At 45.1% G+C, this 24,824-nt stretch carries 27 protein-coding genes; 10 read left to right on the top strand and 17 right to left on the bottom strand.

Annotation, left to right across the window (positions count from 1 at the left end):
* Positions 1–54: 54 nt before the first annotated feature.
* Positions 55–585, bottom strand: a complete 531-nt coding sequence (locus ACQ4XT_RS14635) for a DinB family protein (RefSeq protein WP_446854324.1) — start codon at positions 583–585, stop codon at positions 55–57.
* A 610-nt stretch (positions 586–1,195) separates the two neighbouring features.
* On the opposite strand from ACQ4XT_RS14635, the gene ACQ4XT_RS14630 reads away from it, so the two are divergent.
* From ACQ4XT_RS14630 to ACQ4XT_RS14620, 3 genes are all read left to right on the top strand, one after another.
* Positions 1,196–2,338 (top strand): glycosyltransferase family 4 protein, encoded by a 1,143-nt coding sequence (locus tag ACQ4XT_RS14630; protein WP_446854323.1) that lies wholly within the window; start codon positions 1,196–1,198, stop codon positions 2,336–2,338.
* 18 nt (positions 2,339–2,356) lie between these two features.
* Positions 2,357–3,673, top strand: a complete 1,317-nt coding sequence (locus tag ACQ4XT_RS14625; RefSeq protein ID WP_446854322.1) for a UDP-glucose dehydrogenase family protein — start codon at positions 2,357–2,359, stop codon at positions 3,671–3,673.
* Between the two features lie 338 nt (positions 3,674–4,011).
* Complete coding sequence (locus tag ACQ4XT_RS14620; protein ID WP_446854321.1) at positions 4,012–5,460, top strand: DHA2 family efflux MFS transporter permease subunit; 1,449 nt, start codon at positions 4,012–4,014, stop codon at positions 5,458–5,460.
* Positions 5,461–5,541: 81 nt separating this feature from the next.
* On the opposite strand, the gene ACQ4XT_RS14615 is transcribed toward ACQ4XT_RS14620, so the two are convergent.
* From ACQ4XT_RS14615 to ACQ4XT_RS14595, 5 genes are all read right to left on the bottom strand, one after another.
* On the bottom strand, positions 5,542–6,648 hold the full coding sequence (locus tag ACQ4XT_RS14615; RefSeq protein ID WP_446854320.1) for an NAD(P)/FAD-dependent oxidoreductase: 1,107 nt from the start codon (positions 6,646–6,648) through the stop codon (positions 5,542–5,544).
* A 78-nt stretch (positions 6,649–6,726) separates the two neighbouring features.
* Entirely contained in the window at positions 6,727–8,049 is a 1,323-nt protein-coding gene (locus ACQ4XT_RS14610) for a cytochrome P450 (protein ID WP_446854319.1), read from the bottom strand.
* 418 nt (positions 8,050–8,467) lie between these two features.
* Positions 8,468–8,878 carry an RDD family protein gene (locus tag ACQ4XT_RS14605; RefSeq protein ID WP_446854318.1) on the bottom strand — a complete coding sequence of 137 codons (411 nt, stop codon included), beginning with the start codon at positions 8,876–8,878 and terminating at the stop codon, positions 8,468–8,470.
* The gene (locus ACQ4XT_RS14600; RefSeq protein WP_446854317.1) at positions 8,878–9,057 is read right to left on the bottom strand and encodes a hypothetical protein; all 180 of its coding nucleotides are present in this window, start codon (positions 9,055–9,057) and stop codon (positions 8,878–8,880) included. Before ACQ4XT_RS14600 ends, ACQ4XT_RS14605 begins: the two co-directional genes overlap by 1 nt.
* On the bottom strand, positions 9,057–9,542 hold the full coding sequence (locus tag ACQ4XT_RS14595) for a DinB family protein (protein ID WP_446854316.1): 486 nt from the start codon (positions 9,540–9,542) through the stop codon (positions 9,057–9,059). The genes ACQ4XT_RS14600 and ACQ4XT_RS14595 overlap by 1 nt, the downstream gene beginning before the upstream one ends.
* 107 nt (positions 9,543–9,649) lie before the next feature.
* On the opposite strand from ACQ4XT_RS14595, the gene ACQ4XT_RS14590 reads away from it, so the two are divergent.
* A complete protein-coding gene (locus ACQ4XT_RS14590) occupies positions 9,650–9,835 on the top strand; it encodes a hypothetical protein (protein ID WP_446854315.1) in 186 nt (61 codons plus the stop codon).
* A 291-nt stretch (positions 9,836–10,126) separates the two neighbouring features.
* Here ACQ4XT_RS14590 and ACQ4XT_RS14585 read toward each other — a convergent pair whose 3' ends face one another.
* From ACQ4XT_RS14585 to ACQ4XT_RS14550, 8 genes are all read right to left on the bottom strand, one after another.
* Positions 10,127–10,465: a DUF1048 domain-containing protein gene (locus tag ACQ4XT_RS14585; RefSeq protein ID WP_446854314.1), complete on the bottom strand. Its 339-nt coding sequence runs from the start codon at positions 10,463–10,465 to the stop codon at positions 10,127–10,129.
* Positions 10,466–10,477: 12 nt separating this feature from the next.
* Positions 10,478–10,801, bottom strand: coding sequence for a PadR family transcriptional regulator (locus ACQ4XT_RS14580; RefSeq protein WP_446854313.1), 324 nt, complete (start codon positions 10,799–10,801; stop codon positions 10,478–10,480).
* A 131-nt stretch (positions 10,802–10,932) separates the two neighbouring features.
* Entirely contained in the window at positions 10,933–11,748 is an 816-nt protein-coding gene (locus tag ACQ4XT_RS14575) for an alpha/beta hydrolase (protein WP_446854312.1), read from the bottom strand.
* A gap of 301 nt (positions 11,749–12,049) precedes the next feature.
* Positions 12,050–13,108, bottom strand: a complete 1,059-nt coding sequence (locus ACQ4XT_RS14570; protein WP_446854311.1) for an NAD(P)H-dependent flavin oxidoreductase — start codon at positions 13,106–13,108, stop codon at positions 12,050–12,052.
* Positions 13,109–13,216: 108 nt separating this feature from the next.
* Positions 13,217–13,759 carry a cysteine hydrolase family protein gene (locus ACQ4XT_RS14565; RefSeq protein WP_446854310.1) on the bottom strand — a complete coding sequence of 181 codons (543 nt, stop codon included), beginning with the start codon at positions 13,757–13,759 and terminating at the stop codon, positions 13,217–13,219.
* 169 nt (positions 13,760–13,928) lie between these two features.
* Positions 13,929–15,404 (bottom strand): UDP-N-acetylmuramoyl-L-alanyl-D-glutamate--2,6-diaminopimelate ligase, encoded by a 1,476-nt coding sequence (locus tag ACQ4XT_RS14560; RefSeq protein WP_446854309.1) that lies wholly within the window; start codon positions 15,402–15,404, stop codon positions 13,929–13,931.
* 132 nt (positions 15,405–15,536) lie between these two features.
* Positions 15,537–15,938, bottom strand: a complete 402-nt coding sequence (locus ACQ4XT_RS14555) for a hypothetical protein (RefSeq protein ID WP_446854308.1) — start codon at positions 15,936–15,938, stop codon at positions 15,537–15,539.
* A gap of 23 nt (positions 15,939–15,961) precedes the next feature.
* Positions 15,962–16,402, bottom strand: coding sequence for a hypothetical protein (locus ACQ4XT_RS14550; RefSeq protein WP_446854307.1), 441 nt, complete (start codon positions 16,400–16,402; stop codon positions 15,962–15,964).
* 107 nt (positions 16,403–16,509) lie between these two features.
* On the opposite strand from ACQ4XT_RS14550, the gene ACQ4XT_RS14545 reads away from it, so the two are divergent.
* The gene (locus ACQ4XT_RS14545; RefSeq protein ID WP_446854306.1) at positions 16,510–16,959 is read left to right on the top strand and encodes an ASCH domain-containing protein; all 450 of its coding nucleotides are present in this window, start codon (positions 16,510–16,512) and stop codon (positions 16,957–16,959) included.
* On the opposite strand, the gene ACQ4XT_RS14540 is transcribed toward ACQ4XT_RS14545, so the two are convergent.
* The gene (locus tag ACQ4XT_RS14540) at positions 16,956–17,096 is read right to left on the bottom strand and encodes a hypothetical protein (protein ID WP_446854305.1); all 141 of its coding nucleotides are present in this window, start codon (positions 17,094–17,096) and stop codon (positions 16,956–16,958) included. The two genes, ACQ4XT_RS14545 and ACQ4XT_RS14540, sit on opposite strands and share 4 nt — an antisense overlap.
* 255 nt (positions 17,097–17,351) lie before the next feature.
* Between ACQ4XT_RS14540 and sppA the strand changes: the two genes are divergently transcribed.
* The 5 genes from sppA to ACQ4XT_RS14515 all read left to right on the top strand — a co-directional run bounded on the left by sppA (position 17,352) and on the right by ACQ4XT_RS14515 (position 22,834).
* Positions 17,352–18,350, top strand: a complete 999-nt coding sequence (gene sppA / locus ACQ4XT_RS14535) for a signal peptide peptidase SppA (RefSeq protein ID WP_446854304.1) — start codon at positions 17,352–17,354, stop codon at positions 18,348–18,350.
* A 12-nt stretch (positions 18,351–18,362) separates the two neighbouring features.
* On the top strand, positions 18,363–18,905 hold the full coding sequence (locus ACQ4XT_RS14530; RefSeq protein WP_446854303.1) for an RDD family protein: 543 nt from the start codon (positions 18,363–18,365) through the stop codon (positions 18,903–18,905).
* A gap of 321 nt (positions 18,906–19,226) precedes the next feature.
* Entirely contained in the window at positions 19,227–20,606 is a 1,380-nt protein-coding gene (locus tag ACQ4XT_RS14525; protein WP_446854302.1) for a spore germination protein, read from the top strand.
* Complete coding sequence (locus ACQ4XT_RS14520; RefSeq protein WP_446854301.1) at positions 20,599–21,693, top strand: GerAB/ArcD/ProY family transporter; 1,095 nt, start codon at positions 20,599–20,601, stop codon at positions 21,691–21,693. Before ACQ4XT_RS14525 ends, ACQ4XT_RS14520 begins: the two co-directional genes overlap by 8 nt.
* Positions 21,683–22,834: a Ger(x)C family spore germination protein gene (locus ACQ4XT_RS14515; RefSeq protein ID WP_446854300.1), complete on the top strand. Its 1,152-nt coding sequence runs from the start codon at positions 21,683–21,685 to the stop codon at positions 22,832–22,834. Before ACQ4XT_RS14520 ends, ACQ4XT_RS14515 begins: the two co-directional genes overlap by 11 nt.
* Before the next feature lie 25 nt (positions 22,835–22,859).
* Here the strand turns inward: ACQ4XT_RS14515 and ACQ4XT_RS14510 are convergent, their stop codons facing one another.
* Both ACQ4XT_RS14510 and ACQ4XT_RS14505 read right to left on the bottom strand, forming a co-directional pair.
* Positions 22,860–23,870, bottom strand: coding sequence for a serine hydrolase domain-containing protein (locus ACQ4XT_RS14510; RefSeq protein ID WP_446854299.1), 1,011 nt, complete (start codon positions 23,868–23,870; stop codon positions 22,860–22,862).
* 363 nt (positions 23,871–24,233) lie between these two features.
* Positions 24,234–24,788 (bottom strand): GNAT family N-acetyltransferase, encoded by a 555-nt coding sequence (locus ACQ4XT_RS14505; RefSeq protein ID WP_446854298.1) that lies wholly within the window; start codon positions 24,786–24,788, stop codon positions 24,234–24,236.
* Positions 24,789–24,824 lie beyond the last annotated feature (36 nt).

Raw genomic sequence — 24,824 nt, 5'->3', positions numbered from 1 at the left:
CCTATGTTAAGGAAGTTCTATTTTAGTATAAACTTATAAAATTACTTTATTATATTAGAAACTACTGATTTTCCGCTGTTTCTTCAAACGGATCATGGCACGGATCTGTCCGCGATGACTGATTTCATCTTCCATGACATGAAACCAGAGGTAGTATGGGTTGTACTTCACTCCGTTCGGCCATGAGCGTTCCTCAAACAGCCAATCATCGTCTTTTTCTTTCAAATATTCCAGCGTCGTATCTCTCGTCGTCTCAAGAAGATCCAAATAATCGTCCACCGGGAAAGCACGGAACTTCGCGCGTGCCTTGTCCCCCAGTTCAAGTGCCGCTCCCCATTCATCCTGTTCCTCTGGCGTTAAATCCCTCTCGTCAAAACTGATGACCTGATGGACAAACTCAATCGCTGCCATGTGGGAGAGAAGCATACCAATGGAGTTTCCACCGGTTTCGCACTCATCAAGTTCTTCCTGCGTGAGGTCCGCTACTTCCTGGATCGTTACCGCACGTGCGTGTTCAAGCATACATACGAGTTCCCCGATTTTCTCAGAAAAACCTTTTTCTGATTGAACTTGATAAGAAATCATGAAAAACTTCCTCCTCTTCTTTTTTACAATTTCTCAGGTTTTCGGCCCGCATTCTATGATTTTTTACAGGCTCCTTAATCATATTCGACACTTTCATCCCTTAACCTTCTTCAAAACGTCGGTACCCTCGAATTTTGTAGATATTTTTGTTGTTTAATCTTGATTAAATGACGGTATATGCTAAGTATGAACAAAGCGGTGAGGTCTGTTCGTCAAACATTTGATAGCCCCATTAAATTTTGAGGAGGAAATATACGATGAACATTAAAGTGGGCATTTGGAACAAGTTGACAAACCAAGACAAGATGACCCTTTTAAAAGCCGTAAGCCAACACTCTCTCACAAAAAAATCAGCGTAATTATACACAGCCTTCCACGAAACTCTCTTCTATCCATCGCCATACTTTCAAACCCAACCCGGAAGCAGCCTCCATATTCTTCTGACAAAAACCTGCATAGGCAGGTTTTTTTTTCGTTCTCTCCCTTTGTCAACTTTATGTAAAGTTGTATTCCATTCGCCCCTCTCCTGCATAAACCCTTTTTCGAGCGAATAGATAAGTACCGAAGGACAAGGACGGAACGCTCTTCGGTTTAAAAGGGGGAATGGAACATGAAAGTGGCGATCTTCACGGATACGTATGTGCCGCAGGTCAATGGAGTCGCTCGTACATTAAAACGGTGGACCGAATATCTCGAAAAGAAACGCATCCCCTACAGGGTGTATGCTCCAGAAGTGCGGAGCAATGAAGAGTACTTGGATCATATTCATAGATTTAACAGCGTCCCTTTCTGGTTATACCCGGAATGCCGTCTGGCTCTTCCAAATGTGATGAAAATCAAAAGAGACCTTACCGATTTTCAGCCCGACCTGATTCATATCGCCACTCCCTTTAACCTGGGACTTGCCGGGCTCCACTTCGGAAAGAAGATGGGCATCCCACTCGTGGGTTCTTATCATACGCACTTCGATCAATATTTAGACTATTACAAATTATCTTTCCTCTCCCCATTTGTCTGGAAATATATGCAATGGTTCCATCAGCCCTTCAAAAAAACGCTTGTCCCTTCCCTTCATACGAAAAGAGAGTTAGAGCTGCACGGTCTTCATAACATCGGCCTGTGGCAGAGAGGTGTGGACCATCAGCACTTTTCCCCTGCTCATAGGGATGACAGTGTAAAAAAACATTTTAAAATCGACGCCCCTATTCTATTAAGTTATGTCGGGAGACTCGCACCGGAAAAAGGACTCGGCACCCTCATGAATGTGGCCAAAGCCCTCCCCCACGACATCAATAAAAACATTCACTGGCTGATCGTAGGAGACGGTCCTTTACGAAACCATCTTCAATCGGTTGCCCCTCACAACATGACGTTCGCAGGTTATCAGGATGGAGAAAGTCTTGCTCGCATTTACGCTTCCTCTACGCTATTTGTTTTTCCCTCAGCCACCGAAACATTCGGTAACGTCGTTCTCGAATCCTTATCCTCCGGGACACCCGTAATCGCAGCAAACGCTGGTGGTGTCAAAGAAATCCTGGACCATGGCAAGACTGGATGGTTGTGCACACCAAATGATGATCACTCATTCACTCAAGGAATTTTAGATCTTCTTTCTGATCAGGAAAAACTGACAGCGATGAGGATACAAGCTCGCCAAGAGGCACTCCGGAGATCGTGGGAAGAAATTTTCGAACAGCTCATGAGAGATTATAAAGAAGCGGTCGGCGATGTTGAACTCGCCTCCTTCGCTTAGGGACGGGAGAAGATGAATATGAGAAAAATCGCGGTCATCGGAACGGGTTACGTCGGTTTGGTCACGGGGACCTGCCTTGCGAGTCTTGGTCATGAAGTGACTTGTGTGGACATAGACGAAGAAAGGATTTCCTCCCTCAAGGACGGCTTTTGTCCTCTTCACGAGCCCGGACTTCCAGCTTTGCTGCAATCCAGCCTTCGTGAAAAACGACTGCGATTCACAACCTTCCTGAAAGAAGCGATTCCACAGGCAGAGGTGATTTTCATTGCCGTCGGAACACCTGAGAACAAGGATGGGTCTGCTAATCTATCTTTTCTAAAGAATGCGGTCCAAGACCTTTCCCATTTTGTCGGCGATGGGACTCTGATCGTCATTAAAAGTACCGTCCCTCCAGGAACGAATAGGCAGGTGCAGTCATGGATTCAGCCACGAACGGAACGGATTTTCCACGTCGTATCCAATCCAGAGTTCCTAAGAGAAGGCTCTGCCATTAATGATTTCTTTTACGGAGACCGTATTGTCATTGGTTCTTCAGATGTCCGTGCAGGACAACGTCTGGAGGAAATCTACGGCAAGCTCAAAACACCAATCCTGCAGACCGATCCTTTAAGCGCAGAAATGACCAAATATGCCTCCAATGCTTTTCTGGCGACGAAGATCAGTTTTATCAATGAAATATCTTCCGTTTGTGAGGAGCTCGGGGCAGATGTAGAACAAGTGGCCCAAGGAATGGGAATGGATGTCCGTATAGGGGAACAATTCCTGCGGGCAGGGATCGGATACGGCGGCTCTTGTTTTCCGAAAGACACGAAAGCTCTGGTCCAGGTCGCAAAGGAAGCCGGTCACTCCTTTCAGCTTCTAACAACCGTCATTGATGTGAATGAAAGACAGAAGAACCTCTTGATTGAAAAAGCATGCAAACGCTATGGAAGTTTGAGAGGAAAAAGAGTGGCGGTGCTTGGACTGGCTTTCAAACCGAATACAGATGATGTCCGTGAATCTCCGGCCGTTTCGCTGATCGAACGTCTGCAAGAACTCGGGGCCGCGCCTATCGCTTATGATCCTGTAGTCAAACGTATCTCCTTCTGCCCTGTGGCCGATTCGATTCACGAGGCCTTAAACGGAGCCGACTTTGCAATGGTCTGCACGGAATGGTCTTCCATCAGTGATTTACCTTTAGAAGTCTATGAAAATCTCATGAAGGAACCCGTCCTATTTGATGGACGCAACTGTTATGCACGCGAGGACTTTGAGGGAAGAAACATGGAATACCATTCTGTAGGACGCAAACCATACATGGGACTCCGCGCAAATAGACAGACACAGAGGCTTTAAGGTGATATGTTTTCGCATAAATCTTCAACCTGTTTATTGAGAAGGGATCTGGTTACTCATCCAAGATCACACGTGCAATCCTCTTTGTAAAAATAGGAGAACATCCCTGGACTGCGCTCTTCCGGGGATGTTCTCCTATTCCGATTGTCTCATATATGACTCTGTATAGAGAATTCTTCCCCACTACTTTAAACCAAACCATGACCAAATGTCTCTGGCATAAAACAGCGGCTATAGTTTACATAATATTGAACTGGTAAACTGAGTTGGATGAGTTGTCCTCCCATCATAGCGAGGGGTATAATGTTATATTAGTTGATTCATAGGAGGACGACATTATGACATCCAAAGGCACCAACAAAGTGCTGATGGCAGCCCTTTTACTCGCTGGTTCCTTTATTACGATATTAAATCAGACCCTTATGATTACCGCCATTCCTCCCATCATGGATGAGATGAATGTGACAGCGAATTCCGCCCAGTGGCTGACCACTGTTTTCATGCTCGTGAACGGTGTGATGATCCCTGTCAGTGCTTTCCTTATTGAACGATTCACAACGAGGCAGCTTTTCATATCGGCGATGAGTGTATTTGCCTTTGGAACGATTCTTGGTGGACTGGCATTGAACTTCCCCCTCTTGCTTTTAGGGAGAGTCGTCCAGTCTGCAGGTGCCGGTGTGATGCTTCCTTTGATGCAGACCGTCTTTCTCATGATTTTTCCTGTTCATAAACGCGGGGCGGCCATGGGATACATCGGACTTGTCATTTCATTCGCACCAGCGATCGGACCTGCGCTCAGCGGCTATATTACTTCCGCCTATTCCTGGAGATATTTGTTTTGGATGATCTTACCGTTGGCCCTTTTGATTATTGTTCTCGCCTATTTCATCCTGAAAAATGTCACCGAACTCTCCTATCCTAAGGTCGATCCGGTTTCCATCATTCTTTCTTCCATAGGTTTCGGAGGACTCTTATACGGATTCACACTCGCTGGAAACCAGGGGTGGACGAGCATCGACACCGTAACGGTCCTGATCATCGGCGCGGTAACCTTGACCTTATTCATTCGAAGACAATTACGGATGCACCACCCGATGCTGGAGTTCCGTGTCTTCAAGTACCCAGTCTTTGCGATCACGACCGTCATTGCCATGATTACCTTCTTAGGATTGATCGGAGCAGAAACCTTGATTCCATTATACATGCAGGACATGCGTGATTTTACTGCCTTTGAATCCGGACTCGCCCTGCTTCCGGGAGCGGTCATCACAGCATTCATGTCCCCGATCACCGGACGTATTTTTGATAAAATCGGAGCACGTCTGCTTGCTGTTGTCGGACTCACGATTATTACAGGCGCAACGCTTGCCTTTTCATTCTTGAATATTGAAACGACATTCACAACGATCACTGTTTTATACGCGATCCGCATGTTCGGGTTATCGATGGTCATGATGCCTGTGACGACGGCGGGATTGAATCAATTGCCTAAAAAACTCATTCCGCACGGGGCCGCTATGAGCAATACGATGCGGATGGTAGCAGCCTCTGTCGGAACAGCCATTCTTGTTACGGTGATGACGACAACCGCTCAATCTGCCGAAAGCAATCCGACGATCGATCACCCTGCGATTTACGGGGTCAATATCGCCTTCTTTATCGTTACAGCATTATCGCTTGCCGGGTTAGTTCTGGCTTTCTTCGTCAAGCGGACCTATCCACCGGATGAAGAACAAGGCAGTGAGCATGAAACAAGCAGTGGCGTTCAAAAAGCAGAAAACTACTAGAATACAGTGATCCATGTATTTGCTAGTCTTGAAGCCATACAAAAAAGGTTCCCTCATTCGATGAGGGAACCTTTTTTGTGTTTATTCAAATAAATGATCCGCGGTATAGTTTGTAAAATCGAGTTCGGTATCTTCACCTACCAGGAAGTTTGCAAGTTCAGATCCAATATAAGGACCACTTGTCAGGCCCGATGCACCCAAGCCATTCGCCACCACTATGTTTTCATGCCCCGGCACTTTTCCAATCACAGGTGTTGAACCCGGGGTGAAGGGGCGAAACCCGACATTTGTTTTGATATAAGTGGCGTTTGCAAGTCCAGGAGCTACACGGAGAGCTTTATCCATCAACTGATGGACAGAACCTGCGGTGACGCTGGAGTCAGAAGCCTTCTCTTTTGTTGCGCCAATGACGACCCGTCCATTCCCAAAGGTGAGGATATAGTGGTTGTACGGTGGAAGCATCACAGGCCAATTCTCTGTATCGTAATCCTCCATATCCACATGGACGATTTGCGCTTTTTCAAAGGTGACATTCGGGCGCATTCCTAGCGGTTCGAATAACTGCTTCGTCCAAGCACCGTTGGCGACAACAATCCGGTCAGAAAAGATCTTTTCTCCATTGACATAGACCCCTTCAACTCGCTTGTTATCATACAAAAATGCAGCTTCTCCGTTGATAAAAGTCGCTCCACTTTTCCTGGCTGCTTTTAATAAAGAGGATGTCACTTCCGCCCCATTCACTCGAGCGGCTCCGGAGATGTGAAGGGCTCGATAGTGTTCCGCTACAGGGGGGAACATCTCTTTCGTTTCTTGCGGGGAAAGGCAGGTAATCTCTCCCATTTCCGGAGCCTGCTCTTTCCTTTCGAGAGCAACCTGCCGTTTCTTTTCCAACTTTTCCTCCGTATCAAAAATATTGATGGCTCCCACTTGCTTATATCCGGTTTGTGTTTCCCCAGCTTCTGCAAGCTCCTCCATCAAAGCAGGGTAATATTTCGCCCCGCCTGTGACGAGAGGATACCACACTTTGTTGCTTCGGTTTGTCAGCCATGGACAGACGATTCCAGCAGCATTCCGCGTCGCCTGTTCCGGGTCGTTCCGGTCGATGACGATCACTTCTTCTCCTTTTTTCGCCAGATGGTAGGCTGTCGACGCGCCTAATATTCCTGCTCCAATAATGATGGTTTTCATAGTAACACCTTCAATCCCTGTCATTTCATCTGTTGTTATTGTACATGAACAGAAAGACAGGGTACAGAAAATAACGAGTTACTTGACCCCTGCCCCCTTTTTTGAAAGGTGAAGTTTCAGGCCATGCTTCATTCGAAGCGTGATTAATGGCTCAGCCTTTACAGGAAAACCGTCAGAACAAGGAACAAATTTGAATGATTTGATCAGGGACGAGAGAATGACGAGCATTTCAAGCATAGCGAAGTGCTGTCCAATACATACGCGGGGGCCGCCCCCGAATGGCAGATACAAATAATCAGGCCCGCCAAGGAGACGTCCATCCTCAAAGCGTTCAGGAAGGAATTCCTCTGGATAGTCGATATACCTCCGGTGTCTATGCATCAGATAAGGACTGACCATGACGGTCGCCCCCTTTTTAATGAACGTGGATCCGATGTTCACATCTTCTTTGGCACGCCGGCCAAACATCCAGGCTGGTGGATACAAGCGCATGCTTTCGAGAAGCACTTTTTTCGTATACAAAAGGTTACCCGCTTCTTCAACAGATGGCGTATCATTTGAAAGGATCTCTTCCACTTCGCTCTCCACTTTCTGATAACAATCGGGGTGCTCCATGAGTAAGTGGAAAGTCCATGTCAATGCCGACGCTGTTGTTTCGTGACCGGCTAGAAAGACAGTCATGACTTCATCACGGAGTTGCCCGGCATCCATTTTATTACCACTTGCATCTTCAGCGTCCTTCATGACGCTGAGCAGGTGCTCCCCAGGCTCGCCCGACTTATGGATAATGGAATAGACCACCTCGTCCAGCTTATCAACCGCATCATCGAACAGTTTGTTACGAACTGTCTTCCACGAACGTGGCGTTTTATAAACACTACGGATCCTTTGGGTGGCGATTTCCAGCGCTGTATCCAGTTGTTGTCCCACTAGATCATGATCCGCTCTCACTTCTGTACCGAACATCGTTTCCGTGATGATTTGAAGCGTAAGGCTTCTGATATCTTCAGAAATCAGCCGGTCGCCTTCGTTCCAGAGAGAGGTATGATCCGTAACGACTCTCCCCATCGTTTCACAATAGCGCTGGATGTGTTTAGGAGTAAAAAAAGGCTGGATTTTCCGGCGCTGCTGTTTATGAAGCTGCCCTTCACTCAATAACAGGCCTTTCCCTAGAAGCGGCTCTAATTCCTGAAAAGGTTTGGATTTGTAAAAAAAGTCCGCTTTTCTTACGAGTACTTCTTGAATCAGAGCGGGATGCATCAACATGAACATTGGTCTATGGGCAAACCTGAACCTTGTCACGGGTTTTTGTGTCTCTTCCATTTCCATAAGAAATCCCAGTGGATCCTTTCTGAATACCGGCAATTGGCCCAGTGGTGAACGACTCTTCCATTTATGCATAACGTACCCCCTTCAACCTTCTATTAGAGCGTACTAGAGTCCATCTCATTTTATTCGTTCCTTTTAGTAAACAGATCTCCTGGGGTCGTTGCCGAACTGGGCGTCAGGGGTGGTTGATGAACGAACCCGCCTAAACGGAAGGGGCACGTTACACAGCAGACTCTTTCTAGTTAACAAGGTCAGAGTGCCAAATACTGCGTAATGGAAGTTGTATCCATCAACTTCCATTACGCAGGAAAGCGCTTATTGCGGAAGTGGTTTCGAGATACTCTTATGGTCAAGAGCGAACCTTTTCCCGGAGCCCTAAACTCACACAAACATCTCAAAACTGAGTCTACAAACGGGGGCTTTTTCAAGATGTGGTGGTAAAAGGTATGGAGATGGATAGGAAAAGTCGATGGGAAGTTCCATCGACTTTTCAGGGGATGTTTTTCACATAGGTTTGAGCAAGCAGGTCATGGATGGCTCGTTTATCTTTTCTAAAAGCGATCATCAAAGCACTCACAACAGAAGCGATTCCAAAGGTAATCACTCCGAGGAGAAATTTCCCGATGACTTCTCTAATGAACATCTGGAATAAACCTACAGGCTGGTCTCCTTCTTTTCTGATTTTGATTGTCAGTATTCTTTTCCCTACGACATACCCGCTCCATAGCACGGGAAGCACAGTCAAATAACTCACGTAAATGACCTGCCACAACCATCCATCCGTTACATCCGTGCTCCAATCTCCCTGATACAAAGACCATAAGAGGTTCATAGGAACGGTAATGATGAGACCGTCCAAGATCAAGGCGAAAAACCGGCTCCAAAATCCAGCTCGTTCCATCAATCTGCCTCCTTCCCATCTGGAAGTATTCGAATAGTTTCTATGATGAAGTAGCCGATGAGAAAATAAAAAACAAAGGACAAATCAAAGGCTTTTTCAGAGAGCAGTGAAACGACGAATACACTTATGACGACGCCATTGCCTGTCCGTGTTAGATTCTCAATCGCCTTATGTATCATCAGAATAAATTTTCTATCCCTTGAGCCCTTTTCATGGCAGATATCGTTCCTTGATGGAGCCCTTCATGCCAGATCGTGAAATTCAACACTTCATCCAGCGTCCGAAAGACGATTCCACCGCCAAGGTCAAAAGGCTTTTCCCCTTCTTCAGATAAGCGTCCCTGGTACGTTTGAATCAAACGCTCGGTTTGAGACTCCAGGTCTTTTCTAAGATCGGGCAAACGCGGGACATCTTCCGGCCATTCGTCTGGTGAAGTACCTCCATTGAATAGATGGATATATCCTTCTGGCAGATGCGCGTCTTCTCCTGAGAACCTAGCTAACAAGTTTTCTTGTGAAACGAAAATGTGACCGAAGTTCCAACGAATATTGTTTAAAAAGCCATCAGGTTTAGCATCTGCCATCCCTTCGGTCGTCGCATCTAAAGCTGCAAGGCTCCTTTTCCTAACGAAACGCATCTGCTGGAATAAGCTTTCTTCTTTCATTTTCCCACCACCTTCATAGATTCAGAAAAATCAATCACTTCCACTATAGCATGAACCAAACCAAGTATATATGTTAATCTAGTAACGAATGAAAGGGAGGAAATCCTATGAATGAAGAGATGAAAATAGGCATCGCACTGATCAGCAGCTTTTTAATATTCATGGTCGGCATATTCCGGTTATTCACAGCTGAACTTCAAGATATACCACTTTTTGTAGCTTACATACTTACGGTAACCGGCCTGGTCGGGGTCATAACGAATGGGTGGAAGTGGAAGAAAAGAGAGAGTTAATTCCATTTCTTCATAATTAAATGAATGGTTCAGGGGATGAACGGGTTATTGGATTGCTCATGCCTGTTCTACACTTTTTGCGATCATAATGATAAAAACGGGAGAAGGAAGTCTCCCGTTTTTGGATGAAATAACGTTTCTTCAGCTGGTGCCAGCCTCGCCGCTCTCCTGAACAGTAGATCATTTTGTAAAGATTACGAAAATCCGACTCCCACCCTATTTTGCACATCTGATACTCTGTATGACTTACTACCAAAATAAAAAAATTTGCGAGCCTCCACATTTACACCGCTAGCCACGGCTAACCGAATCGTTTAACTTTGTGCGATACTTATCTTTCCAAGTTTTCTCATCCTCTAACAGGTCATCACAGAAAGCGGCCACATCATCACCAGTAAGATCAGTGACTTTCCTGTTTTCTGCTGCCCCCTGTTCGAAGAGATCAAGAATGCCGTCAAAGATCCGTTTTGTATCCTTCCAGTCCGTAGGGCCGCCGGTGGTCCACATATACTTTTGGATGGCTTTGTAAGCGTTATGGTACTCCCTAGGGAGCGCCTTCGCACGTGCCTCCATCGCTCGCCATTCCCGCTTGTCATCCAAACTACCAATAATTTTTTCAAAGATACTCATCTGATCTCTCCTCTAGCTTTTATTTTTCAGCTCGTTAATTTTGCTAGATACGAATTCCCATTTCCCCCAAAAAGTTTGAAGATGCTCCTGCCCTGCTGCGTTAAGTGTATAAAATTTTCTAGGTGGTCCCATGGTGGATGGCTTTTTCTCGATATTCACGAGGTTGTTTTTCTCAAGCCGCATGGTAATCGTATAAACGGTGCCTTCCACCACATCAGTGAAGCCGAGTTCCCGCAGCTGTTGTGTGATTTCATAGCCATAGGTTTCGCCGCGACTGATAATCTCGAGCACACATCCCTCAAGTACCCCTTTCATCATTTCTCTGAAGTTTCCCATTTTTATCTCCCTTTGTCGTTTCTAATTGAAGTCTCCCGTTGTTTAAATTTTTGCAGCACTAATACTAAGTAATACTTATTACCACTATATAGTATTACTTATTACCGGAATCGTCAAGGGAAAACATTTCGTCAATAACTCCTTCTTGAAGGTGTACAGGTGTTTATTTTCGTGACTGATCCCCTGCTTCGAATACAGGAGAAGATTTTAGGCACTCTGTTTTTAAAGGACGAGTAATCGTGTTTAGCGCCAACGATTACGGAACATGTAAAGTTTTGTACCTTTTCTCTTAATATACAGGCAACTCTCTCATTTGAAGCGTAGAATCTTCTGTTTACTTCTTCATCTTCTCCCTCACGATCTCCCCAGTCCAAGTAAAGACTATGGATTGATGAAAGGTCCGATTTTTTAATCAGCTCTTCCATTTGCTCCTGGTTCCGCCAAAAAGCTGAAGAGAAACCCACGACATTTTTATAGATTTGCGGGTATTTACATGCTGCATAAACAGAAACCAGACCACCTAAGGATATTCCCACCATGGATGTATCCTCTGGTGAAGTCTGGTATTTGCAATCAATGAAAGGCTTAAGATCCTTTGTAATGAAATCAATATATTGCTCACCCCTACCTCCAAGGTTACATGGATACCCCAGCACTCGTTCGCTGTAGTTCCCATTGATCCAAGGGCAGTATTCATTGATTCTCTCTTGTGGGTTCTGATCGATCGCTACAACAATGACTTCCAAACCATTTTTATCTAAATAATCTTCCAAGGATAATGAAAGGCCTCCGATTGCATCAGAATCCCGAAACACGTTCTGGCCATCGTGCATATAGATGACGGGGTAACGTTTTTTGTCATTTGGATTGTACCCTTCAGGTAGATAAACTCTTACAATTCTGTTTTCTCTAAACGGCGTCATATGAATTTGAAATATTTCAAGCATGTGGTCCTCCTCCAGCTATTCTTTTTGATGTCCACTTGTCCACAGTTCAGAATGGCTCATTCTTAACTCGAACCTCCCGCGTTTCTTTCCTATCATTCTATTCAATCATTCCAAGGAAAAATGGAAATTTCCTACATACATGATAAGTAATCATACCACGTTTCCATTCCTCCTTTTATGACACCTGAATCCTGATCTGAAAAAGAACCTGCCACACATGCAGGTTCTCACCATGAACTCTTTCTTGATTGACTTACCTTTCAGTTTCAAACAGCTATGAATGAAGACAGGACTGTTACTTCTATTCATTTTCCAGGTCAAAAACAATTGACGCTACAATGAAGGAAGCAGATTGGCTGGTGCTTAATCGTGGGCTCTGACCTGACCAAAGTGACATATATTCAGGGCGGTTTTGGCTGGCTGCTTCCTTACGAATCTCTTTCGTCAGCATATTTTGTAGAGGATATGGTAAAAGGTGACGACCTTCCCCTTTTTCCATTTTCTCGATAAAAGAATTCCGAATACCTCTTGCTGGTTTACCGCTGAAAACAGAAGTAACCACGGTGTCCGTTTCCTTTGTATTCAAAATCGCCTCTTTATGTTGAGTTTTCGCACCACTCTCCTGACAAGTGACAAAGGCCGTTCCAAGCTGGGCGGCTTGAGCTCCCAAGGCGAGTGAGGCCCTAACCCCACGGCCATCCATAATTCCTCCTGCCGCAATGACGGGAATCTTCACGTGATCCACCACTTGAGGAACGAGCGACATCGTTCCAATCATGGAGTCATCGAAAGCTCTGGAAAAAGTCCCTCTATGCCCGCCCGCTTCACTTCCTTGTGCGACGACCATATCCATGCCATACTCCTCATTGATGATCGCTTCATCCACCGTGGTAGCCGTCCCGATCACAACGACCCCTTCTTTTTTCAAATCCTTGATCACTTCGCGTGGAGGCACCCCGAATGTGAAACTCACGACGGGAACTTGTTCACTCAGCAGTCCTTCGATTTGTTTTTCAAAAAGAGAAAGGTCCTGCTTCGGTGCAGGATCTTGTAGGATTCCCAGCTCGGCACGATATGGTTCCAACCACTTGTTCGCGTAGGCTATTTCTTCCTCTGTCGCCTGTGGGTATTGAGGGACAAAAATGTTCACACCAAAGGTCCGACTCGTGAATTGTTTGATTTCCGTAAGGGTATGTACCATAGCCTCTGGGGTCATGTAACCTGCCCCTAAATTCCCTAATCCTCCTGCATTTGAAACGGATGAGACAAGTGCAGGAGTGGTCACCCCACCTGCCATGCCGGCTTGGATGATTGGATGATCTATGTTCAGCTGAGCAATGATTGAATTTCCCTTCCTCATAGGACCAGCTCACTCCTTTCAGAATAAAAGACGAATCTACGATCACCTTTCCTTCATCCTCTTAATCACTCAAAAAAGGGCATCGTCGAAAACGGTGACCTTTTTTGTTTACTTCACTTTCTCCCATCCAAGCTCATGGGAAGACTTCAAATCAATTGCTGCCGTTTCACTCCAAAAGTTCGTTAACGTATGCTGTGTGTGCTCAATGATCTGAGCAGCAGTTAAATGCTCGTTCGAACAAGTGGTATGAGCATCTGAAATTAATGTTACGTGATAACCATGATCAAAAGCTCCCCGGGAGGTAGAGTCAACACAATAATCCGTCTGCGCCCCGCAGATGAAGAGGTGATCGGCTTCAACTCTATCAAGAGTCTTCTTAAGGGATGTGTTTACAAAAGCGTTCGGAACCGTTTTGAAGATCACAGCATCCTGCTCCAACGGCTTCTCCAAATCAGGATGCAGCTGCCAACCTTCCGCTCCGCGCTCCATTGGACCCTCAGGGTATTCATGTTGAACGTAGACGACCGGAATCTGCTTTTCTCTCGCCCGGTGGATCGCTCGATTCATATTGTTGATTTTCTCTTTGCACTGATACGTGTTTTCCATGACGGCCTTTTGTACATCAATGACGATTAATACTTCTTTCCCCATCTACTCATCTCCTTTTTCTTTGTCCTTAGTACTTTTCTCTAGAAGAGTCCTGAGTTCCTTCATAGAGTTCAAGGGATGATAAAATGTGGATCTAGGTCTCGTTTCAAAATGTTTCTATGGCATTGATTGTGTAGAAGCACAAAAAAAGAACCTGCTTTAACAAACAGGTTCATGCCAGGACATTTTTCTTTATTGACTTAAACTTCCGTTTCATCTCATCTACCATTTCCTTGTCCGAATTCACAGGATAATGATATTGCTGCTGATAGCTCTCATGGCCTTTACCCGTAATGACCACCCAATCTCCAGCTCCACTGTTCACGATCGCCTCTTCGATGGCAAGCGTCCGGTCAGGGATCATCCTGCCCGACGAGTCGCCGAACTCTTTCTGGAGGTCTTCAAGCGTGGCCACCATGTCATCAAACGTAGCTGAGTTCAAGTCATCAAGCGTGAGGATGTATTGATCGGCTCGTAAAGCGGATGCACCGATCATTTCCCCTCTTTTTGATACGTCCCTGTCCCCGCGGAAACCGAACACATGCGTCAGTGACCCAGCCCCTTGTTGTCTTGCTGTATCGAGGACGTGTTCAATACTGTCTGCCGTGTGGGCATAATCGATGACGACGGTCGGCCCTTCTTCAAAATTGAAGAGCTCGAAGCGGCCGCGGATTCCTGATAAGGAAGTCATCGCCTTTTCCATATCAGCGAATGAAAGTCCGAGCTTAAGACCGACTGCATACGCCTCCAAAGTATTGTAGACGTTATGCGTACCTTTGAGCGGGGAAGTCACTTTCCGGACTTCTCCCCCGTATTGAATGGAGGCTGTGAAATCATCCGTATCAATATCCTTCAAAACCATTTCATTTTCCAGGTGGTGGCCGACTTTACAAATGGACGATCCTTGTTCTTCTAAAAGGTGTGCCAGTTTTTCACCCCATGGATCATCCGTGTTGATGACAGACTTCCCTTCGGGTTTCAACATATGGAAAAGTTTCGATTTCGCTTCAAAATACGATTCCATCGAGTCATGGTAATCCAAGTGATCTTTATATAAATTGGTAAATACCGCATAATCGAACTGAACGCCCTCCAGGCGATACTGAGCCAGTCCATGGGAGGAGACCTCCATCACGACCACATCATCCTCGCTTTCAAAGAGGAGCTTTTGCAGCAATGGTGCGCTCGGTGTGGTCTGAATACCGGGAACGACTTTGTCATTGACCATATAATCGATGGTTCCGAACATCCCGCATGAATAGCCGTTCTTTTCGCAAAGGTGTTTAATCATATGGGAGGTCGTCGTTTTCCCGTTCGTCCCTGTTACACCGATCACGATTTTATCCTCTGAAGGATTCCCATAATAAGCAGTCGCAATCTGTCCTAGGGCTTTCCTGCTGTTTTCAGTCTGAAGACATAACACTCCGTCGTGCTCCACTTTTTCTTCGCTGACAATAACAGACGCACCTTTTCCGACCGCTTCTTCAATGAAGTCATGGCCGTCGACTTGATAGCCCCTTACGGCTACGAAGACAAATCCGTCCTCAACGTTACGCGAGTCGTCTGTGACACCGGTGATGAGCGACTGAGGATCTATATTCATTTTCGTTTTTTGATTGAGTAGTTGCAATATCTGTTCAACGTTCATCGTTGGTATCTCCTTTGATGTATGTTACGTGTTGCATGCACTATTCTAATGGAAAATACACCGGTACAGGCGGATTGTCGAAGAGATGTAAATGAATCTTAATATAACCGTCAATAATATGGAAATTCGCTTTTATTGGCCCGAAAGCTTCAGTGTCAATTCAATTTCCTCCGCCTGTTCTGTCTCAAGAGAAAAAGTATAAGCCCCCTCTCCCATATGCAGCTTTAACTCACTTTCATCGTTTTGTGGCAAGGATGTAGAAAAGAATTCTTCGCCGTCTCTCCTAATTTCAAGCGTCACATTCCCTTGTTCAATGGAAGAAGTGTACGGAATGGAGATATTCCTCTCCGACTCAATGGAATATGTATCGATTTCATACCGGCCTTTCAATGAACGGATTTCCACAGAAACATCCCCACCTTCATAAACCTTACTTGCCCCCACAGCCACGTTCTCTCCTGTCAGCACTAGGGTCACAACTCCAACAGCGACGATAAGAGAGGTGAACCCTGCTGCCACCAGCCATTTTTTCATGAATATTCTCCTCTTTTTCATTATTAGGCGCCTTGCTTTTCTTTACTCCTTTTCCTGTCATATACGGTTCTGAAATATCTTCGCTCTTCCACTTTGATATGTTTACACTCGGCGAAACATTCAAGATCGGCGAAGACTTTTACGGAATCAAAATTAACAACACGAATAGGAAACCCTTTTTTCTTTTGTACAGATGCGGCCGGCGTGCCCCAGCCAGCATCCTTGAAAACAATCTTATGTATGTCTCCGGGGTGTAATCGATACCCGAAAACCCTGACTTTAAAAATACACACGTGGTATTCGATCATTTGATCCACTTTTAACTGATAAGAAAGACCAAGGATAAGCAGAATCAGAGCAAAAATCAAAATCGTGACTATGGTGATTTCCTGCTCCCGTATGTCCGCTATGATTATTGGCGCAAAGAAAGGTGCAACCCAACGCGGTGGTCTGGCCAGATACATGGAACGACTCCCTTCCTGAAATGGAAAAATGCATGGAATTCATTATAACATCCCATAATGAGAGTAAACGTAAAGTCCATCCATGTTTGGAAAAGGAGTGTTTACCAATGAACGAACAGGCAAAAGCGTATTGGGACCGCTATTGGAAAGGAAAAGAAAAACCGGTGAGCGTAAAGGCATGGTCATTCGGAACCGCCCCTGATCGTATGGCAAGATTGGTTATGGACGGGATTAAGACAGCCACATGCTCGGCTCGTCAAGCTTATGAGGTTGAAAATGAAGCGCTCCCTGAAGTCGGTGAATATAACATCATCCTCAATGGAGAAGATGAACCTGCAGCCATCATCCGAACGACAGATGTGGAAGTTGTCCCTTTTCATGAAGTAACCGCAGAGTTTGCGAGAGCAGAAGGGGAAGGAGATCTATCTTATGACCACTGGTTAGAGGTCCATAAGAAGTTTTTCAAAAAGGAAGCGGATGAAATCGGATATGAATACAGCGAAGATATGGATCTTGTTTGCGAGAGGTTCCAACTCGTCCACGTGAACCCGGACTAAAGGACGGAAATCTCTTCCGTCCTTTTTCCGTCCATGACCTCCGGCTGAAGAGCCATTCGTATGGATAATCCAACAAGTCCGATTAAAAATACAACAATAATGGCAATGATGATGACTCTCAACTTATTTTGACTCAATGTCCCATCCCTCCTCCCCTTCTCTACCCGTTCCTTCAGGCAACTATGCTTAAAATTTCCCGCTTAACTTTTATGACCCAGAGAACGTCTCCTCAAAAAATAAAAAGAACTTAAAAATTCACCAATTATGAAACCTTATAAATCTTGAATCGTAATAAAGGTGTTCAGAAACACTTGCAGGTTCATTTCGTATCATTTGGACATATCCTTATGGTATGGTTGAATTCTGAACAACAGATGGAAAGGAGTTTACATATGAGCAAAAGAATAACAGCAAGTATCATTGCGGCAACGATTTTGATTCTCGCTCTCGTCGTCCAGCTGATCGGAACGGTTTTCACTGGGGAAGAAGCGGAGAATGAGGCGATGGGACTTTTTGCAAGCAGTGAAAATTTAGAAGAAAAAGTCGTTGAACGGGGAAGTGGAAGCAAACGGATTGTGGAGTTAAACCTGGAAGGGGCCATCATCGACAACCCGAGTACGAACCCGAATCCTTTCGGGGGTGGCGGCTATCAGCATGACCGCTTTATGAAAAAGTTAGAAGCGATCAAAAAAGATGCCTCCATTAAAGGCATTCACCTGTATGTCAATTCACCAGGTGGCGGCGTATATGAAAGTGCTGAAATCCATGACAAACTGCTTGAAATAAAAGAAGCAGGCAAGACGATTTACGTGTCCATGGGGAATATGGCCGCTTCGGGCGGGTATTATGTTTCTGCCCCTGCTGACCGTATTTTTGCGAGTAACGATACGTTCACTGGTTCTTTGGGTGTCATCATGCAAAGCATCAATTATCAGGAACTCGCCAATGAATATGGCGTGAAATTCAATACCATCAAAAGTGGTGAGTTCAAAGATATCATGAGCCCTACCAAGGAAATGACCGAAGCGGACAGAGAGATTCTCCAAACGCTTGTCGATGAATCCTATCAGCAGTTCGTCGATGTCATTGTAGAGGGACGTGAAATGCCTGAAAGCCGTGTGAAAGAATTGGCGGACGGCCGAATCTACTCTGGGAAGCAGGCCGTGGAGAACGGACTGGTGGACGACATCGGATTCCGTGAAGACACGTTGAAAGCATTGAAAAAAGAAATCGGTGGCGACCCGCAGGTGTTCCAATACAAAAATACAATGGGGTCCTTCTTCAACCTGCCGCTTGCTGAAAGCTTGATGCCGAACAGTGAAATCCGCTACATCGAAGAATTGATGAACAAGCGTCAAGGACCACGCATGATGTATATGTACACAGATTAAGGAGGGAACGGTATGGATTACACCAATCATAACGAAAACGATGGGCAGCTATCATCGTTGATCCATCATCAGAAAAACGACCTCCAAAAACTGCTGTACGCAGGATTCGGTTCGAGATTCCTCGCCTACATCATCGACTTGATCGTCATTTGGAGCGTCAATAGCATTGTGACCCGGCCTTTGCTGCGACTTTTGAACCTGGAAGACGCAGAGCTTTGGGTACCTATGTTCAGCGCAGCGAATATTACGACATCGATCATCTTTTTTGCTTACTTCATACTGATGACGAAATTTTTCCGTGCGACGTTAGGAAAAATGATACTGGGATTATCTGTCGTTTCTTTAAAAGGAGAATCGTTATCGAATGGTCAGATCATTTTCCGTGAGTGCATCGGCCGTTACATCAGCATGGCGATTCTCGGCATCCCCTATTTAGTCGTCGCCTTCACAAAGCGACACCAAGGGATCCATGATCTTTTTGCCGATACATCTGTCATCAAGAATAAGTTCAGTAAGCTGAACGATACGATCGAACAACGACCACAAACGGTATAAAAAAGGAACGCCTGCTTCCCATTGGAAGCAGGCGTTTTTATCATCCTTAACGGTAAGGATCCTGTTTGCCCGTACCGTTCTTCTCCCCTTTTTCACGACGAAGCGCATTCAGGTCTTTCTTACTTTTGTTTTTCGCTTTTTTACCCATTTCTAAAGACCTCCCTTCCCCTTTATTTTGTGATATCCAACCAAAATCCATGTAATGAAATAACATCCATTAGATGCAGGGTGGAACACCTCGTTTATGAACATGATTACGTTCGTGTAAATTAAAAATAACGGTGCATACTATAAAAAACTGTCGGGATTCGAGGTGAGCACATGGATCAAACGTTGAACATCGAACAAATCCTTCGCGAAAAACAGAAAAATCACCATGTGACCATCAAAAAACTGGAGCTTGAAGATCACCCTGTCCACGTCATTTACATACCTGCCATCACGGATATCAATCAAGTTCAGGATGCAATCCTTCTTCCATTACAAGAATGGAACCACAAAGAAAAACCTCTTCCTCATGCTTTTTCCGCAGAACCTTTGCTGCAATTAGAGAAAAAAAACGACGTCGATCGATACCTGCTTGACGGTTTCACTCTGTTGATCGAACAACAAACCGTTTATGCGCTCGACACTGCACAATTTGCGTACCGGTCCATCCAGGAACCTGTATCAGAGATGACACTGCGTGGATCTCGTGATGGATTTATCGAATCACTCGAACAAAACATCGCTCTTCTGCGTGTTCACCTGCGCTCCACGGATTTAAAATTTGAGGAGTTCACTGTCGGCACCCGCTCCTTCACCAATGTATCCATCGCGTATGTCGATCGTACGGTCAATGAAGAACTGTTGAAAGACGTACGGGCAAGGATCAATGCCGTCCAGGAGGATTACATTCCGGATGGTGGGGTGATGGAACAACTGATTGAAAAGAACAACTATTCCTTGTTTCCAGAAATCCAGGAAACAGAAAGGCCGACGAAAGTATCCAGCGCTCTTGTGGAAGGCAAAGTAGCGATTTTCGTAGAGGGTTCTCCTTCTGTACTGCTGGCTCCGACAACATTGAACAGTCTATTTCAGCAGGCCGACGACTACAACTTCAAATGGATCCCGGCTTCACTCATCCGGCTGATGAGATACATGGCTGCTTTATTTTCAGTCATGCTTCCTTCGATCTATATATCTTTGATCTCTTATCAACATGGTCTAATCCCTACCGATCTGGCTATTTCGATTGCAAAAACCAGGGAAGGTGTACCGATTCCTTCGTTCATGGAAGCGCTGATTATGCAGCTAACCATTGAAACCTTGAGGGAAGCTGGGATCCGATTACCAAAGCCGATCGGACCTGCCGTCAGTATTGTGGGAGCGATTGTCCTTGGTGAAGCGGCTGTTACAGCTGGAATCGTCAGCCCTTTGATGGTCATCGTCGTTTCCTTTGCGGCCATCTGTTCCTTCACAATTGCTGATTATGCGTTAAGTTTGGCACTGAGAACCATTAGTTTCATCATGCTTTTCGCTGCCGCCTTCCTGGGGATATATGGATTGATATTGGCTGTGTTTGTCGTCAGCATCCACCTTGTTCATCTGCAAAGTTTTTCTGTTCCGTACTTAGAGCCTTTTGCACCTTTTTACGTGAAACGATGGAAAGATTCCTTGATCCGGTTCAAGTTGAAAAAAGGAGGCGGACGCATTGAGTGATTTGAAACAACTGACTATGCTGCAGCTTGTCATCGTATTCATATCTTCGATGATCGGGATCGGCATCATCCTCATGCCGCGCGACCTAGCCAATATCGTAGACTCTCAAGACTTATGGCTGAGCATCATTTTCGGGGCGGTGGCCGTAAGCGTGGTTTCCTGCATTTATGTAGCACTCGCTGTGCGTTATCCCGGCCTGACTTTTTTCGAAATGAGTTCAACGATCATGGGAAAATACCTAGGCTTTCTTTTCAATCTTTACTTTGTTGTGTACAGCCTGATCGTTGCAGCTTATATATTAAGAGTGACCGGTGGAATCATAAAAAACTACCTGCTGGATACGACGCCTTTGTATGCCGTGGTAGGCTCTTTCATGCTCGTCAGTATGTATTTGATCTACAATGGAGCAGGTGACATCGTCCGTTTTTTCCAGCTTTATTTTCCGATCATGATGGTGATGTTCATCGTGCTTTGCCTATTGAGTATTAAAAACCTTGACTTCAATAACGTTCGACCCGTTCTGCAAAACAATATATGGACGACGATCAGCGGAGCACAAATCACCTTCTTCTCTTTTTTAGGCATGGAGCTTCTCCTGATCTTCTCCAAATTGATCAAAAAGAAAAAAGCCAAACACCTATTGTTTACGATGTGGACGAGTATCGGTCTGACCGCCCTCATCTATGTCGTCTTCCACATCATTTCAATTGGAGTACTCGGAGTAGAAGAACTAAAAGAAATCACCTTTCCGACGATCGAAATGGCAAAAAGCATCGAATTTCAAGGCTTCTTTTTCGAGCGGTTCGAGTTGATCTTTCTCTTCGGATGGTTGACGACGGCTTTCACTTCCTTCACCGCTTATATGTATGCATTGACATTGGGGTTGAAAAATATCTTCAAACCCAGCCATTGGTTCCTGCCGGTCGCTGGGGTATTGATCCTGGCATTGACTCTATATCCGGAAGGCTTGACGGAAGTCTTCCACTACTCGACTCATATTCAGTTGATATCCGTTGCAGCCATCGTCGTGCTCCCCGCTCTTCTATTGATCGTTTCCTTGATTAGGGGGAACACGTATGCCACGTAAAGTCTTTTTCTCAGGTTTCCTGATGCTTTTATTGTTGACCGGATGCTGGGATATCAAAGAAATCGAGGATGTCGGAATTGTCACGGGCATGGGGCTGGATGTCAACGAAGATAAGGATGAACTGACGATGATCAACCAGTACGTGGTTCCTGCAAGAATCCCGACCCAGCAAAGCAGTGCCCAGCAGCAAACGGCTCCTTACCAGAACATTTCCCAATCAGGAAAAACATTCTTTGAAATCATCCGAAACAATTCATTGGAAAGCAACCGACCGCCCAATTACACACACCTGAAGTCGATCCTTACTTCAACGGCCTTGTTTGAAAAAGAACGCGCCGACCAGGTGATCGACTTATTCATCCGTGACCATGAGTTCAGAAGGACGACGCCTGTTTTTCTAACGAAGGATCCTGTCTTAGATATTCTAAGTACGGATCCTGCGAAGGAACTTTTTCCGTCCATACAAATCAAGTCCCTTAGTGAAAACTTCAATAAAAACAATCAAAACCCGACGAACTTATCTATCGGGGATATGTCCCAGCTTATTTCTGAAAACAAAAGCTTTTTGATCCCTGGGATTACGTTGAATGAAGGGACAATCAAATCCTCAGGTGCAGGAATCATTGAAGCGGAGAGTTCGAAATATGTAGGCTGGATCAATGTCGAGGATATGGAAGGCGTCCGATATATCCACAATACGGTCCAAGGCGGATTTATTTATCTGGATGAAGAAAAAGTTGAGGATGGGCCGATTATTCTGGAAATCAAAGGTTCGAAAACAAAATTCAAGACCAAAGTGACCGGAGATCATCTGGAGATGACGTTTAAAATCGCGACATCCACGACATTAGCTGAAGATTGGGGAACGGGGAGAGACGTTTATAATAAAGGATGGAAAAAAGCGATTGAGGATGCTTCCAACAAAGTCACCCAGGGAAAAGTGGAACGAGTGCTGAAGCTCGCCCAACAGGAATACCGGATTGATTTTCTTAATGTGTCCAACTGGGTTCAAATTCACGAACCAGAGTATTGGGAAAAACACGAAAAAGAATGGCGTGAGATCTTTCCTGACATAACGTTCAAGGTGGAAGTGACGACCGAAATTACAGACTTCGGAACTCAAAACTTCAATACAGAATAAAGTGGAGGTCTCCCCTCCACTTTATTTATTTTATAAAAAGTTCCTCGAACGCTTTGACGATCGGAAAAGCTCCTGAGCCATTATTGGAAAGAACCGTTACTTTCCATTGACCTTTCGGATAAACACATGAATGAAAACTGACACCCGGATCATACCCCATGGCATGATAAACCGTCTCTTCGTCCACATCATCGAGCCAAAGGCCATACCCGTATGAAATGCCGTCTTTGACTTTTACGTGTTTCGTTACCAGGCGGTCTACATGTCTTTCACCAACAAGCTTCCCACTCAACAACGCATCCCAAAACCCAATCATATCCGGAGCGGTCACGAAAGCGCCACCGTCTGCTCCACCGACGACCGGCACAGAATACACATTCGTCTTTAGAGAACCTTCCTGTTCTATGTATCCGAACGCAGTGTTTTCCGGCAGCTGATCCAAACGGTAATAACCAGATTTTTGCATACCTGCAGCTTTGAAGATGTTTTCTGACACGTAGGTTGTAAAAGGCTTGTTTGCGACTGCTTCAACGACTAAACCTAAAACGATGAATCCTGCATTATTGTAGTGAAATCTTTCACCAGGGTTGAACATCTTCTCTTCTTCTCTGAACATCGGTACGAAATCATCGAGATTCTCCATCTTATACATCGGCGTTTCTTCCCAAAGTTCCGAGAAGTCGTCCATCACCGCTTCATCAAAATAATCAGGCATCCCTGACGTGTGGGTCAACAAATGATGAATGGTTACGCGTTCATCGATACAAGATAGTTTTTGTTGCAACAACTGATGGACAGGTGTATCGTATGCGAAACGATTCTGTTCAACGAGCTGAGCGATGGCTACCGCTGTGAACAACTTGCTTCCTGAAGCGATTCCGAACCTGGTATCCTTGTGATTAGAAAGTTTTTCGGCAACGTTTCTGTAACCAAACCCATTGGAATAGACCACTTCTTCTCCTTTTTTAACGACAACCGTTCCTGAAAAACCTTCTTCTTCTGCTACTTCACGAATCTTGGCATCCACTCTCTCCATCTCCTTTTTCGATGATCAGAACAAGCGCTCTTCTCCTTTTTGTTTTACATAGCAAATAGAAGGAAATTAGTATGGTAAAAAGGAGTCTTTCTTATGGAAGTTCTAGCTGTTGTTTTAATCACGATCGGAATCATAGGCAGCCGGGTGATCGGCTTTTTTTCCCCGATTGGAAAGCGACTAAAGGGGAACACATGTCGGAACGTAAACGTTTAGGATACGGCGCAATCGGAATCGGTCTATTGCTTCTTATGTATCTACTAAGTCAGTTCCTTATCCGAATATAGGTGGGTACACATCGCTCCCCAGGCTCAATGTTTTCCTATGTGTCACCGAATAACAATAAGAATCTGCAAAAGAAATCCGTCAAGGAGCCTCATAAAATTCCCGCTTCAGGATACTCATTAAGATAGAGTCATGATATTTCCCATCGTAGAATAAATCATCCCTCAACCTGCCTTCTTCTTGAAACCCTAAATTTTTATAGCATTTCAAGGCTCTATCATTGAACGAAAATACATCCAACCCGATCCGGTTCATATTCAACATCTCAAACCCATAACGTACGAATAAGGAGATGGACTCCGTACCGTACCCATGGCCCCAATACTTTTGATCAAAAATTGAAATTCTGATCACAGATTTTCTGTTTTGATAATCGATGTCCAGCATAGCGATATCGCCAATCAGTCGATCAGTGTCTTGTAAACAGATGACCAGATCGATCCTGGAATCATCCATCGATATCCGATCGAACCAATTTTGGACACCGTTACGACTAAACACCGTTTGGGTGCCCGTCAGCCTTCTCCCTTCTCGATCCCAGAGAGCTTTTGTATAAAATAAATCGAGATCCTCCTGCTCCAACGGCCTTAAATAAACCCGATCGTCCTCTAATAGCTTTATCATGTCTTTCCCCATAACCCTTCCCCCTCATCATGATCTTGTTTTCATCAT

It is taken from the genome of Halobacillus sp. 12SKB (genome assembly GCF_052941655.1).
Note: the sequence above shows the minus strand (reverse complement) of the source record. Positions and strands in the feature narration are given on the sequence as shown.